Origin of the sequence: Paraburkholderia sp. BL23I1N1, assembly GCF_003610295.1 — a bacterium.
Classification (GTDB): domain Bacteria; phylum Pseudomonadota; class Gammaproteobacteria; order Burkholderiales; family Burkholderiaceae; genus Paraburkholderia.
Genome location: NZ_RAPV01000003.1, coordinates 260,719 through 272,489, shown reverse-complemented (window position 1 = coordinate 272,489; position 11,771 = coordinate 260,719). Strand labels below are relative to the sequence as shown.

Below are 11,771 nucleotides of genomic sequence, written 5' to 3'. Positions count from 1 at the left end.
GGCCCATATCCGTATGCAACGAAACAACTGACGAGGTGAAGCACCAATGAGCAGACTGATCGTGGTATCGAATCGTGTGGCGCCGATCCAGGAAGGCCGTCCCGCGGCAGGTGGCCTCGCGATCGGCGTGCTGGACGCGTTGAAGGAAACCGGCGGAGTCTGGTTCGGCTGGAGCGGTGAAACGGTCAGCGAGCCGTCCGCTCCGATTATCGAAAAGCAGGGCAATGTGACGTACGCGACGGTGGGCCTCACCAAGCGCGACTATGACCAGTACTATCGCGGCTTTTCGAACGCGACACTGTGGCCGACATTCCACTATCGCAACGACCTGTCGCGCTACGACAGGCAGGAATACGCGGGCTATCAGCGCGTCAACGCGACGCTCGCCAAGCAGCTCAAGGCACTGCTCAAACCCGATGACATCATCTGGGTGCACGACTATCACCTGCTGCCGTTCGCCCGCTGTCTGCGCGAACTCGGCGTGAAGAATCCGATCGGCTTCTTCCTGCATATCCCGTTTCCCGTTCCGGAAGTACTCCGTACGATTCCGCCACACGAGGAATTGGTCAAGGCGATGTGCAGCTACGACGTGATCGGTTTTCAGACCGAAGCGGACCGCCAGTCGTTCGTCGACTTTATCGAACGCGGCCAGCACGGCTCTTCGAGCGAAGACGGCATGGTGCACGCCTGCAACCGTTTCCTGAAAGTGGCGGCGTACCCGATCGGCATCTATCCGGACGCAATCGCCAAGGCCGCCGAGCAGTTCACCGACCGCAAGCCGGTGCGCAGCCTGCGCGACGGCATGCGCGGGCGCAAACTGATCATGAGCGTCGACCGGCTCGATTATTCGAAGGGTCTGGTCGAGCGCTTTCAGGCGTTCGAACGGCTGCTGCTGAATGCACCGGGTTGGCACGGACGCGTGTCGCTGGTGCAGATCGCGCCGCCAACGCGCGCGGATGTGCAGACATATCAGCGTATTCGTCAGACGCTTGAGGGCGAAGCGGGCCGCATCAATGGCCGCTTTGCACAACTCGACTGGACGCCGATCCAGTACCTGAACCGCAAGTACGAGCGCAATTTGCTGATGGCGCTGTTCCGTCAATCGCAGGTCGGCTATGTGACGCCGCTGCGCGACGGAATGAACCTCGTCGCGAAGGAGTACGTCGCATCGCAGGATCCCGCCGATCCGGGTGTCCTCGTGTTGTCGCAATTTGCCGGTGCGGCCGAGCAATTGCCGGGCGCGCTGGTCGTCAATCCGTTCGATCTGTCGCAGATGGCCGAAGCGCTGGAGCGCGCGCTGTCGATGCCGCTCGCCGAGCGTCAGGCGCGTCACGCGGACATGATGGCGCCGATGCGCGAGAACAATCTGTCGGTCTGGCGCGATACGTTCCTTGGCGACCTGCGCGATATCGCGACCGCCTCTTCGGTGACGGCCAAAGCGGTAAAGCTCGCTGACGTGACGGCATCGTCGTCATAGCCGCATCAGCGGCGGCGTGGTTCTTTCAAGAACCACGCGTGCTGGTCACGTCGAACTGTCTGGAAGGTTGAAGCATATTCACGCGCGCTGCATCACGCGCAACGTACTGACCACGGCGGCGACCGCCGAAAAGCACGCGGCCACATACAGCACGATAGTCGGCCCGTGCTGCGGCGCGATGCCGAAGATCAGCGCGACCAGCGCGGCGCCGAGCGTCTGTCCGGTCAGGCGCGCGGTGCCGAGCATGCCGCTCGCGCCGCCGCTGCGCTCACGCGGCGCGGAGGATAACATGGTTCGATTGTTCGGCGACTGGAAGATCCCGAAGCCCGCGCCGCACAGCGCCATGCGCCACGCGATCTGCATGGGCTCGGGATGCGCGCCGAGGGTGGCGAGGAGCAGCAGGCCCACGGTCATCGCAACGAGTCCGACGCCGCCCAGCCAGCCTGACGATATCTTGTCCGACAGCACGCCGGCAATCGGCGCGGCGAGGATGATCACCGCCGGCCACGGCGTCATCAGCAAACCGGTATCGACCTGCGAAAAGCCGAGCGTGTCCTGCAACAAAAACGGCAACGATACGAAGGCCAGCATCTGCGCACAGAACGAACAGACCGAGGTGCCGATCGAGAGGGCGAACACTGGAATCTTCAGCAAATCGATCGGCAGCAGGGGCGCGGGCTGGGTCAATTGACGGCGCACGAAAAAGTAGCCGATCACCACCGCGCCGATTGCTTCCGCGGCAACCCAGCCAAAGCGCTCGCCGTGACCGAGACCGTCGACGGCAAAAATCAGGAGGCCGAACACACACGCGTTCATCACCGCGCTGAGATAGTCATAGGGAGACTCGTGGCCGGGATTCAGCGGCAGTGCCTTGAAGCCGCCGACGATCGCCGCGATCCCGATCGGCACGTTGATCGCGAACAGCCACGGCCACGAAGCGACGGCGAGCACCCCGGAGGCGACCGTCGGCCCGACTGCCGACGATATCGCGACGACCATCGCGTTGATTGCAACGCCGCGCCCAAGCTGCGCGGGCGGATAGATCATGCGCACGAGCGCAGTGTTCACGCTCATGATGCCCGCCGCGCCGAAGCCCTGGATCACGCGGGCGAGCGCGAGCGTCGGCAGCGAGTTGGACAACGCGCATCCGAACGACGCCACGGTAAACAGGATCAGCCCGCCCAGATAGATGCGCCGGTAGCCGATGCGGTCGCCGAGCGACGCAAGCGGCAGCAGTGAAATGGTGATGGCGAGCTGGTAAGCGTTGACGATCCAGATCGAGCCCGCTGCGCTCGCGTGCAGATTGCGCGCGATGGTCGGCAGCGCCACGTTGGCAATCGCGCTGTCGAGCACCGCGAGCGTGAGGGCGAGGGCGATGACCAGCATCGCCCAGTAGCGTTGCGGAATCGGCAAACCTTGTTCGGTGCTGTCCGCGAGCGGTGTGCCGGCAGCGCGTGGGGAAGCTGGGGCGGCATCGGCCGGCATTGAATTGTCCTTGCGCGATGGTTGTGCGTGCATCGTTCTTGTGGATTGGAAGTGGAGCGGCTCATCGGCTCTGCGATCTTGCGATGAACCGCGTGTTTCACGTGTTATTTGAGTTCGTAGAGACCGGTGTGAGTGGTCGAGTCGAGTTCGTTCAGATGCGTCATGAAACGCGCCACCGCATTGGTGGTCTCCGCATTGATCGGCAGATGCGGCACCTTCAGCGCATGCAGGCGGAAGATGTAGCGATGCGTCCGGTCGCCACGCGGCGGCGCCGCGCCGCCGAAGCCGACCGTGCCGTAGTCGTTGCGCACCTGCAGTGCGCCTTGCGGCAGCAGCGAACCGTCGGCCTTGCCGGCGTTGCGCGGCAATGAGCGGGCGTCAGCCGGAATGTTGACGACAACCCAGTGCCAGAAGCCGCTGCCGGTGGGCGCGTCGGGATCGTGAACGGTGAGTGCGAAGCTTTGGGTGTCGGCCGGCGGCGCGTCCCACTGCAACGCGGGCGAGATGTTCTCGCCGTCTACGCCGAAGGCCTTGTCGTGATACTCGTGGGCTTTCGGCATAAAGCCGTTGGTGGGGAAATCGTCGGACCAGAGACGGAAATCAGCCATTGTGTACCTCCCTTCTTGAGCGGTTCTGGGATGGTCGGGGCGTGCTTTTTTTGCTGCCGGCTTGCCATTGAGTTGTTGGCGGATTGTTGCCGGTTAACTGCCCGATTTCTGCCAGGTCAGCACGCGAAAAATACCCGGAGCTAGCCAATCGAGTGTATCACCAGCGACTTCGGGATTCGTTCGAACCGGACAGGCTACAAGCAGCTTTCAGCCGCGTTCCTCGAAGCGCAGCGCGTCGCTCTTCAACCATTCGACAAGTCGCTGCAACACACCCTCGATATCGCGATTCGCTCCGCGCAAAGCGCATTCCCATACCACGCCAACGCGCCAGCCGCTCGCGAGCAAGGCCGCCTGAACCTTGTCGTCGTTGCTGCGATTGCGGCCGATCTTGTCGCGCCAGAACTCCGGCCGCGTTTGTGGCCATTTGAAAAGATGACAGTCGTGACCGTGCCAGAAGCAGCCGTGTACCAGTACGACAGCGCGATAGCGCGGCAGCACGATGTCCGGGCGGCCCGGCAGGTCGCGCGCGTCCAGACGGAAACGAAAGCCCTGCCGATGCAGCAGGCTGCGGATCAGAATCTCCGGCTTCGTATTGCGGCCGCGAATGCCGGACATCATCCGGCTGCGCGTTGCGCTGTCGACGATATCGACCATCTTTAGCGTCCGGGTAACCTGGACAACCAGGATAACCTGGGCAACCCGGCTAGCGGATCAGGCTGCTCAGGAATAGAGCGAAAGGGCTTGCTTCGAACCATTGTGCGTCTCCTCGGCAAGCAGGGTTTGCACATGCGGCAGCATGATGCGCGCGACTTCCCGCATCACCGGCATGACGACGCTGTTGCCGAATTGCCGGTAAGCCTGCGTGTCGCTCACCGGAATCCTGAAGGTGTCGGGAAAGCCCATCAGTCTTGCGCATTCGCGCGGCGTGAGGCGCCGCGGCCGCAATTGCTCGCCCTGATAGACCAGAATTTCCGAGCCGTCCTTGTGATAACGCGCGGAGAGCGTGCGCGTGACGCTGTCGGGATAAGCCATGCCGAAGCCAAAGCCGTTCCCCGCCGCGCGATGCTTCGCCGCGTAGTTTTGCAGATAGGTCCAGAGATTCGGCGTGAGCGTGTACTTCGGTTCTACGCGTTTGCCGGTGTGGTCGAAGAAGCGATCGTGGTCCCACGGCAGCACCGGTTCGCTGCCGTCGGTGCGATGCAGGATCGAACCGAGGCGCGGGCCGCTTTCCGGCAGACGCAGGTCGTCCCAGGAGAACGCCGTCTTGCCGCGAAAGCCGACGATGATGATGCGCTCCCGGTGCTGCGGCGTGAAATGCTGGCCGTCAACCACGCGGTAGTGCACTTCGTAGCCGAGTTCGTCGCGCAAGGTCTGCAGGATCACGTCGAAGGTACGGCCTTTGTCGTGCGAAAGCAGATTCTTCACGTTCTCCAGCAGGAACGCAGCGGGGCGCTTGGCCGCGATGATACGCGCGACGTCGAAAAACAGCGTGCCTTGCGTCGTGCACTCGAATCCGTGTGGACGGCCCAGCGCGTTCTTCTTGCTGACGCCGGCGATCGAGAACGGCTGACACGGAAAGCCGCCGAGCAGCACGTCGTGGCTCGGCACTTCTTCGGCGGGGAACGAAACGATGTCGCCGATCAGCGCGTGTTCACGGTCAGCCGGGTAGTTCTCGCGATAGGTCTTGGTGGAGAAATCGTTCCACTCGCTTGTGAAGACGCAGTCGCCGCCGTGCGCCTCGAAACCCATGCGAATGCCGCCGATGCCGGCGAACAGATCGATAAAACGGAACTGGGCGCTACCCGTAGCCGCGCCGGCCTTCGCCGCGCCGCTGCTGTGCAGCAGATCGCGCAAGGCCGGTTCGAGCATGGACGGGCAGGGCGTTTCGCCTTTTTCCCAGCGGCGCACCGTCTTGATGTCCTTACCGACGTGCGCGGCGATTTCGCGTTGGGTGAAGCGGGCGCGCGCCTGTCTGAGCAGATCGAGCGGTGCGGCGAGGGTCACGGAGGTCCTTGCTGGGAATTTTTGCGGACATTATGACCTAATGTCGTCCCTTTTTCCTATTTTCGTGGACGAAGGGTAGAAAATCTCCTGCGATGCAGCGACCGTTTTCGCCTAAACGCGGGTGTCACAGTTGGACGTGTACGCTTGCGGGGTGACGCGAATTCCCTGCGTTGCGACGTGTTCAGGCCGCGACAGGGTTCGCGGCCTTTTTTTAGCGGGGAAATATCGGGCTGTCCGGCGCAGAGCGCCGGCCGTCAAGGTTTGCAGCGCGTCAGATATGACGGCAGGCAGTTACGAGGTGGGGCGGTTGGGGTAGCGCGGCGGTTGCCGGGGCCAGTTCGTTCCACGCCGGCGGGACGCTGGCTTCGAACTCGTCGAGTTGCAGCAGGAGGCTGTCGACCCCGCACAGTTGCGCATGGGACAGATTGCCCGTGTCGAGCAATTGGTCCAGACGCGTGCGCCAATAGGTGGCCGGCAGAATCGGCCCGGCCAGGTCGCCTTGTAAAGCTGGCCGCATCACGCGCCGGATGTGCGCGATGTCCTGGTCGATCAGCGCCGCGTGGGTTGATCCCGTCAGCGTAGTGAGTGTGCGTTCCATGGCCCCTCCATGGCACCTTTACGGCAGGCGGCGCCCGGACTTTAGGGCTCTTTTGAAATATTTTTCGCGACCGGCTTGATCGGATAAAGCGGGTTTGGCCGCGGGCGGCCGGCGTGGGCACACCCGTTGCTGAATCGGAGTACTGGCGCAAAGTCGCGTCGGCATTTCAGAAATCGGAGCCGAATATGAACAAGGACCAGGTGAAGGGCGTGGGCGAGCAGATCAAGGGCAAGATTAACGAAGCCGTCGGTAAGGCCACTAACAATCCGGGAAAGGAGCTCAAAGGCGACCTTCAACAAGGCGCAGGCAAGGTGCGAAAGGCCTATGGCGATGCTAAGGAAGACGCCAAGGACAATGCAAAGCGCAACGCGCCGTGATCCGGTGCGCGGTGCCGCTTGAAGGGAAAGGGCGCTTCGGCGCCCTTTTTTTGTTATGGCCTGGGAGTAACCCGGGTTCGGCGCCGCGGACGCTCCGCGCGCCGTGCGCCGCCTTTAGACTTGGCGCATCCAACCCGGAGGAGGTGCGCATGACACCCGAAAAAGTGCTCTCGATGTTCGAACGGCAGTACCTGGAGGGCAAGGCGCCCGTCGATCTCGAGTCAACCTGTGCAGGTTTTGCCACCTGGCTGGCCGCGACGTGGGAGCAACTCGATGCCGAGCAGAAGACCTTGCTGCTGACGGTCGGCGCGGCCTTGTGGCGCGAAGGGTATAACCTGCGCGCCGGGACGGCGACCAAGGATTTGTGGTGAGCCTTGGGGCTTCCCGCGGGTAGGCAATAGTGAAGCGTGTTGAGTGACCATGTTCGTGGTGGGGTGTTTCGGGGCGGGCGCGCACGCGTTGTGCTGAGTCGGTTTATATTTGGCGGTCGCGCGTTCGGGTCTTTCTTTTCGGTCTCCTGGCCGATCGCGGAGTCCCGATTCCAATTTCCAGCCGCAGCTCTCGCACAAGGTTTACACCGTCACCATGACCGATCTTTCCGCCTTCCCGATCACGAAGAAATGGCCTGCCGAGCATCCGGACCGGATTCAGCTGTATTCGCTGCCGACGCCCAATGGCGTGAAGGTGTCGATCATGCTCGAAGAGACCGGTTTGCCGTACGAGCCGCACCTCGTGCGCTTCGATACGAATGATCAGATGTCGGCGGAGTTTATGTCGCTGAATCCGAACAACAAGATTCCGGCGATCATCGATCCAAACGGGCCCGGCGGCAAGCCGCTACCGCTGTTCGAATCCGGCGCGATTCTGATCTACCTGGCGGACAAGGCCGGCAGATTGATTCCGCAGGATGCCGCTGGCCGTTACGAAGCGATCCAGTGGGTGATGTTCCAGATGGGCGGCATCGGCCCGATGTTCGGCCAGGTGGGTTTCTTCCACAAGTTCGCCGGCAAGGAATACGAAGACAAACGCCCGCGCGACCGCTATATCGCCGAGTCGAAACGGCTGCTTGGGGTGCTGGAGCAGCAGCTCGAACAGCGCAACTGGATCCTGGGCGATGCGTACTCGATCGCTGATATCGCGACTTTCCCGTGGGTGCGCAATCTGATCGGCTTCTACGAAGCAGGGGATCTGGTTGGGATCGACGACTTTCCGAATGTGAAGCGAGTGCTGGCGGCGTTCGTTGCGCGTCCGGCGGTGGCGAGGGGATTGGATATTCCGAAGCGGCCGTCGTGATGGGCTGAGGGCGGTTTGTATTATTACAGTGACAAGCGCGACCCAAGGTCGATCAAGGCAGCTCGGCCGGATTGCCACCCATTGCTCGATAAAGGTCGCGTACAAACTCCTCGCTAACAACATCCCATTCCGGTGAGGCGTAGAGAACGTCTTCGGGATTCTTCTTGCCCTGTGCGTGACGCAGTGTACGCACGGTCATTTCGAGGGCCATCGCTTCTTCATATAGAGGGTGGCCAGGGCGGAGGCGGTCGTCGTTTTCCATGCCTGATTTTCGGCGTTCGCCGGGAATACTTTAGGTATCGGCGGTCGATGCGCTTCCGCAAGACGCATGGATTCCGCCGATACGATCGGGCGAGTCAGGTTGGTGCGCAAGGTAGAAGAGATTTGGCTTCGGCCGTGCTGTGTTCAGCAATCTTGGGCAATGACGGCGACAAAAAAAGCCCCGGCAGGCAATGCCCCAGCCCCTCACTTGGCGTGTTGTTAGGGGCCTTACTGGGCGGAGGTGATTCAAGGACAGGGACCCAAATCCCTGTCCTTTTTTATACAAACAGGGGCTTTTGTTTAAGAAAAATGTAGAATTTCCTGTGGGTCGACCGGATGGGACGCCAGTCCAAGGCGCATGGCAGGGGTTTTCTTGTCTTTTCCAACGACACAATAATTAAAATAAACCCGGCAAATTTCAAGTTCCCTGGCGAGATAGGAAGGGTTATAAGCTGCATATCCGTACCACATGGCTCGATTCCTTCGAACGCTTACTACCGGCCGCTCTGCCTTAGTCAACCGACGGCGGGTAATCATAAAGAACCGGTCAACGGCATGCAATGAAGCTTTCAAAAGCAAGCGCGCTTCGTGGTTCTCGTCGTAATCTCCGAAATTGGTTTGCCAACTGACTTGCTTGCGGGGTTCTGAAGCTATCGGCATAGGATGATTGACCCATTTATCGCCCCATCGCCCAACCGGAGTTGCTGCCCTAACATTCAGCTTCATCATCTCGACTTGCGCGGAATACTCATCTGTAATGCCATTTTCGGCCATGAAGAGAATTAGCTGCCGCTTTGCTTCGACAACTGCGTGTTGCTTTTGATAAGCCGTGGCATCTTTCGCAACCTTGACAAAAAACCCATCTGCTGTGCGCTCTTTTACTCTGTCTCGATAGGCTGACATAAAGGCAGCACGGAATCCGGAATCCTGGTCCATAAATACACGGACCTTCGGGGCATTTCTTAACATTCGCGCGACCAATTGGAAATGGCCGTACATCGTGTACATTTCACGAACCTGCATGCCACTCTTAGGGAGTTGTAGTTCCTTATTTTTAAAATCAGACTCTTCAATATCGGTTCGGGCGTCTGCATCCGCATATTCCGAGGAAATGTCGTTCAGCAGGGCGTCATTAAAGTTGGGCGGTGCAGTGAAGAAGGAGGCCGAAACGCGGCGCTGCGCGTCTGTCAGGGCCTCGTCGTAGTCGCGAGCAAGCCAAAGGCGCGCGTATCGGCGAAAAGGCGGTGCCAAATGGGCGTCTCCCGCCTTGGCAGAGGCTTCTTCAACCTGGCTTGCGATAACGGTCTCATCAAAATTAAGATGCATTCCGAAAACGTACCCGCTTTTTAAATCCGCCGTCGCAATGGCATTAAGCTGCACCGCCCTTCGGTCGTCTCGTTTCAACCAGTTAACCAGATAATATTGGCGGTCGACTGAAACGTACATCTTCGGCAGAACGAAATCCGGCGTCAAAAGTTTCGCCTCGCGGCTTCCGGAGTACAAGCGACACTGGTCGCAAATAAATTCGATTTTGTCGTATACCGCCTTGGGCGCCAAGGTTGTTGTCTCGACAATCCGTGACAACGGAACACGATTAACAACCAAAATAAATACATCACGATTCTTTTCTGAACGTCGTTGTCCAGAAATAGATTTCTGCTTTCCTATAAATGTCTTTCTGCATTCCAAACAACGATAGCGTTGAGTGCCGGCCGCTGTTTTTCCGAACGCTATATACTGGCTTCCCGATTTCGACAAGGGAATATTATGCATCGAACAACCCTCCGTTTTGCACGAGGGCTCTGAAACTTGCCGGTTAAGATGATTCCCCAAGCGGGCATACTCTTCAGCTATTGCTTGATTGCTTCGAATCGGAGATTTTTTCATTGCAAAAAGCACACTTAATGGCCGGCACGGTGCCATGGCTGGTTTTGGCCACGATATAGTCGCCCGGAACGGGTGGCGTTCCGGCTCGACGATAAGGGCGATTAGGACTGGCCGGGAATCCGAAATTGACACACTGAGGGGATTTGCAATGATTGACCTGAAGCCCGTCGACTTCTGCTGGAATCCGAGGGCCTTTCGAGGGCGGCGCTGATTCGGCTTCATCCTCCCCAAAATTTTTCTCAGACATGATGATGCCCCGTAAGTCTTGACCTACGGGGCATCATAAAGAATCAACCGTCACAAAACAACACGCCAAGTGAGGGGCTGGAGGCAATGCCTGGCGGGGCTTTTTTGAAGTGTTCTGATGTTGCTGATTGGTCCCCCCGACAGGAATCGAACCTGTATCTAGCGCTTAGGAGGCACTTGTTCTATCCATTGAACTACGGGGAGATAGATGTTTTCAATGGGATGACTGGAGCCTTGCTGCTGTTGGCTTCAGCCTTGTCCCGTGGGCGTTTCCGGCCTTTCTGCTTCTTCCTAAATGAAGCGCCGTGACAGCCTGTGAACTCCAGTTTATAGCAGCCTCTGCTACACTTTTGCTACAAATTGACCTTGTAGCACTGAAAAGTGATCTGGCACTGCTACAGTTTTCGACCGGGGTAAAACATGGCTTCAATCCTGCCAGTCGGCAGTCGGCAGTCGCTGGCGTGCCCAGGTCCGCAAGCGAGGGCAGAGTATAGCAAAAACGTTCAAAACGAAAGGTGCTGCCGAGGCCTGGGCACGGGCCAAGGAAGTCGAGATCGACAATGGCCAGAATGCGGTCGACTCGGCCACTGTCAAGGTGGGCGAGCTCGTGAGGAAATACCGCGAAGCGCGTGCAGAATCCGGTCGGCCGGTGAAGGAAAAGTCAAACGAGGACTACGTCCTGAAGCGGCTGGAAGATGCGTTCGAAAGTGACTTTGCCGCGAAACTCACGACACAGCGTATCGTCAAGTTTGCGCAGGATCGTAGGAAAGCCGGCGCCGGTGGCTATACCGTCGACATGGATATCTCGAAGCTCGGCACCGTCCTGCGCCACATGGGGTCATTGCTCGAATTGACGTTGCCCGATGCGATCGGTACGGCCCGTCCCACGCTTCACCATCTGCGTCTGATCGAAGCCGGCGGCAAGCGTGAGCGTCGACCAACACCCGAAGAAATCGAGAAAATCTTTGCGTGGTTTGCCGAGCATCCGGAGCGTCAACAGGCGATGCCGGATCTGTTGCGCGTCGCCATGCAGTGCGCGTTCCGCCGTGGCGAGCTGTTCAACCTGCGTTGGGACGATATCGACGCCGAGAATCACCTCGCGCTGGTGCGCGATCGCAAGCATCCCCGGCAGAAGGTCGGCAACAATGAGTGGATCCCGCTGATTGGCGACGCGTTCGAAGTCATCATGCGGCAACCGAGGTACCCGGTGCCGCCGGAATACGCTGAGAAGTGCAAGGTCGATCCGAAGACGGCGCCGCACAGGAATGAGTACATTTTCCGGTTCGACAAGGGCACCGCGAGCAAGTACTTCAAGCAGGCTTGCGATGCCAAGGGCATTATCGATCTGCATTTCCATGACCTGCGCCATGAAGCTACCAGTGCCCTGTTCGAGGCGGGTTGGCAGATACCTGAGGTCGCTGCGGTGACGGGGCACAAGGACTGGCGCAACATGAAGCGGTACACGAATCTGGATCCCGCTCAAGTAGCTAAGAAGGGGCGACTTAAGCTAATAAAGGCGGCGTAGCGTGCGAATA

Annotated in this window: 13 protein-coding genes and 1 tRNA gene; 5 read left to right on the top strand and 9 right to left on the bottom strand. The window is 59.5% G+C overall.

Going from position 1 to position 11,771, the window contains the following annotated elements:
• The first annotated feature begins 46 nt into the window (after window positions 1–46).
• Window positions 47–1,477, top strand: a complete 1,431-nt coding sequence (gene otsA, locus B0G76_RS40480; protein WP_120298311.1) for an alpha,alpha-trehalose-phosphate synthase (UDP-forming) — start codon at window positions 47–49, stop codon at window positions 1,475–1,477.
• Between the two features lie 78 nt (window positions 1,478–1,555).
• On the opposite strand, the gene B0G76_RS40475 is transcribed toward otsA, so the two are convergent.
• The 5 genes from B0G76_RS40475 to B0G76_RS40455 form a co-directional block, all read right to left on the bottom strand.
• A complete protein-coding gene (locus tag B0G76_RS40475) occupies window positions 1,556–2,995 on the bottom strand; it encodes an MFS transporter (RefSeq protein WP_120298310.1) in 1,440 nt (479 codons plus the stop codon).
• 71 nt (window positions 2,996–3,066) lie between these two features.
• Window positions 3,067–3,570, bottom strand: coding sequence for a YbhB/YbcL family Raf kinase inhibitor-like protein (locus B0G76_RS40470; RefSeq protein WP_120298309.1), 504 nt, complete (start codon window positions 3,568–3,570; stop codon window positions 3,067–3,069).
• A 207-nt stretch (window positions 3,571–3,777) separates the two neighbouring features.
• The gene (locus B0G76_RS40465) at window positions 3,778–4,224 is read right to left on the bottom strand and encodes a very short patch repair endonuclease (protein ID WP_120298308.1); all 447 of its coding nucleotides are present in this window, start codon (window positions 4,222–4,224) and stop codon (window positions 3,778–3,780) included.
• Window positions 4,225–4,290: 66 nt separating this feature from the next.
• Window positions 4,291–5,574 carry a DNA (cytosine-5-)-methyltransferase gene (gene dcm / locus B0G76_RS40460; RefSeq protein ID WP_120298307.1) on the bottom strand — a complete coding sequence of 428 codons (1,284 nt, stop codon included), beginning with the start codon at window positions 5,572–5,574 and terminating at the stop codon, window positions 4,291–4,293.
• A 271-nt stretch (window positions 5,575–5,845) separates the two neighbouring features.
• Complete coding sequence (locus tag B0G76_RS40455) at window positions 5,846–6,172, bottom strand: hypothetical protein (RefSeq protein WP_120298306.1); 327 nt, start codon at window positions 6,170–6,172, stop codon at window positions 5,846–5,848.
• 185 nt (window positions 6,173–6,357) lie between these two features.
• Between B0G76_RS40455 and B0G76_RS40450 the strand changes: the two genes are divergently transcribed.
• The 3 genes from B0G76_RS40450 to B0G76_RS40440 all read left to right on the top strand — a co-directional run bounded on the left by B0G76_RS40450 (window position 6,358) and on the right by B0G76_RS40440 (window position 7,842).
• Complete coding sequence (locus tag B0G76_RS40450; protein WP_120298442.1) at window positions 6,358–6,549, top strand: CsbD family protein; 192 nt, start codon at window positions 6,358–6,360, stop codon at window positions 6,547–6,549.
• Window positions 6,550–6,698: 149 nt separating this feature from the next.
• Window positions 6,699–6,920 (top strand): hypothetical protein, encoded by a 222-nt coding sequence (locus tag B0G76_RS40445; protein ID WP_120298305.1) that lies wholly within the window; start codon window positions 6,699–6,701, stop codon window positions 6,918–6,920.
• A 214-nt stretch (window positions 6,921–7,134) separates the two neighbouring features.
• Window positions 7,135–7,842: a glutathione S-transferase C-terminal domain-containing protein gene (locus B0G76_RS40440; RefSeq protein WP_120298304.1), complete on the top strand. Its 708-nt coding sequence runs from the start codon at window positions 7,135–7,137 to the stop codon at window positions 7,840–7,842.
• 52 nt (window positions 7,843–7,894) lie between these two features.
• On the opposite strand, the gene B0G76_RS40435 is transcribed toward B0G76_RS40440, so the two are convergent.
• The 4 genes from B0G76_RS40435 to B0G76_RS40425 form a co-directional block, all read right to left on the bottom strand.
• On the bottom strand, window positions 7,895–8,104 hold the full coding sequence (locus B0G76_RS40435) for a hypothetical protein (protein WP_120298303.1): 210 nt from the start codon (window positions 8,102–8,104) through the stop codon (window positions 7,895–7,897).
• Window positions 8,105–8,403: 299 nt separating this feature from the next.
• Window positions 8,404–9,876 carry a hypothetical protein gene (locus B0G76_RS40430; RefSeq protein WP_147394159.1) on the bottom strand — a complete coding sequence of 491 codons (1,473 nt, stop codon included), beginning with the start codon at window positions 9,874–9,876 and terminating at the stop codon, window positions 8,404–8,406.
• A 73-nt stretch (window positions 9,877–9,949) separates the two neighbouring features.
• Entirely contained in the window at window positions 9,950–10,237 is a 288-nt protein-coding gene (locus B0G76_RS42675) for a hypothetical protein (RefSeq protein ID WP_147394158.1), read from the bottom strand.
• 128 nt (window positions 10,238–10,365) lie between these two features.
• Window positions 10,366–10,440, bottom strand: a tRNA-Arg gene (locus B0G76_RS40425).
• A gap of 286 nt (window positions 10,441–10,726) precedes the next feature.
• Here B0G76_RS40425 and B0G76_RS40420 point away from each other — a divergent pair.
• Window positions 10,727–11,761: a site-specific integrase gene (locus B0G76_RS40420; protein ID WP_120298301.1), complete on the top strand. Its 1,035-nt coding sequence runs from the start codon at window positions 10,727–10,729 to the stop codon at window positions 11,759–11,761.
• The last annotated feature ends 10 nt before the right edge of the window (window positions 11,762–11,771 follow it).

Excerpts from the sequence above, each read along its gene's own strand:
- B0G76_RS40455 (WP_120298306.1), bottom strand. The coding sequence starts at position 6,172 with ATGGAACGCACACTCACTACGCTGACGGGATCAACCCACGCGGCGCTG.
- B0G76_RS40465 (WP_120298308.1), bottom strand. The coding sequence starts at position 4,224 with ATGGTCGATATCGTCGACAGCGCAACGCGCAGCCGGATGATGTCCGGC.
- otsA (WP_120298311.1), top strand. The coding sequence starts at position 47 with ATGAGCAGACTGATCGTGGTATCGAATCGTGTGGCGCCGATCCAGGAA.
- B0G76_RS40475 (WP_120298310.1), bottom strand. The coding sequence starts at position 2,995 with ATGCACGCACAACCATCGCGCAAGGACAATTCAATGCCGGCCGATGCC.
- B0G76_RS40440 (WP_120298304.1), top strand. The coding sequence starts at position 7,135 with ATGACCGATCTTTCCGCCTTCCCGATCACGAAGAAATGGCCTGCCGAG.
- B0G76_RS40470 (WP_120298309.1), bottom strand. The coding sequence starts at position 3,570 with ATGGCTGATTTCCGTCTCTGGTCCGACGATTTCCCCACCAACGGCTTT.
- B0G76_RS42675 (WP_147394158.1), bottom strand. The coding sequence starts at position 10,237 with ATGTCTGAGAAAAATTTTGGGGAGGATGAAGCCGAATCAGCGCCGCCC.
- B0G76_RS40430 (WP_147394159.1), bottom strand. The coding sequence starts at position 9,876 with ATGCATAATATTCCCTTGTCGAAATCGGGAAGCCAGTATATAGCGTTC.
- B0G76_RS40450 (WP_120298442.1), top strand. The coding sequence starts at position 6,358 with ATGAACAAGGACCAGGTGAAGGGCGTGGGCGAGCAGATCAAGGGCAAG.
- B0G76_RS40435 (WP_120298303.1), bottom strand. The coding sequence starts at position 8,104 with ATGGAAAACGACGACCGCCTCCGCCCTGGCCACCCTCTATATGAAGAA.
- B0G76_RS40445 (WP_120298305.1), top strand. The coding sequence starts at position 6,699 with ATGACACCCGAAAAAGTGCTCTCGATGTTCGAACGGCAGTACCTGGAG.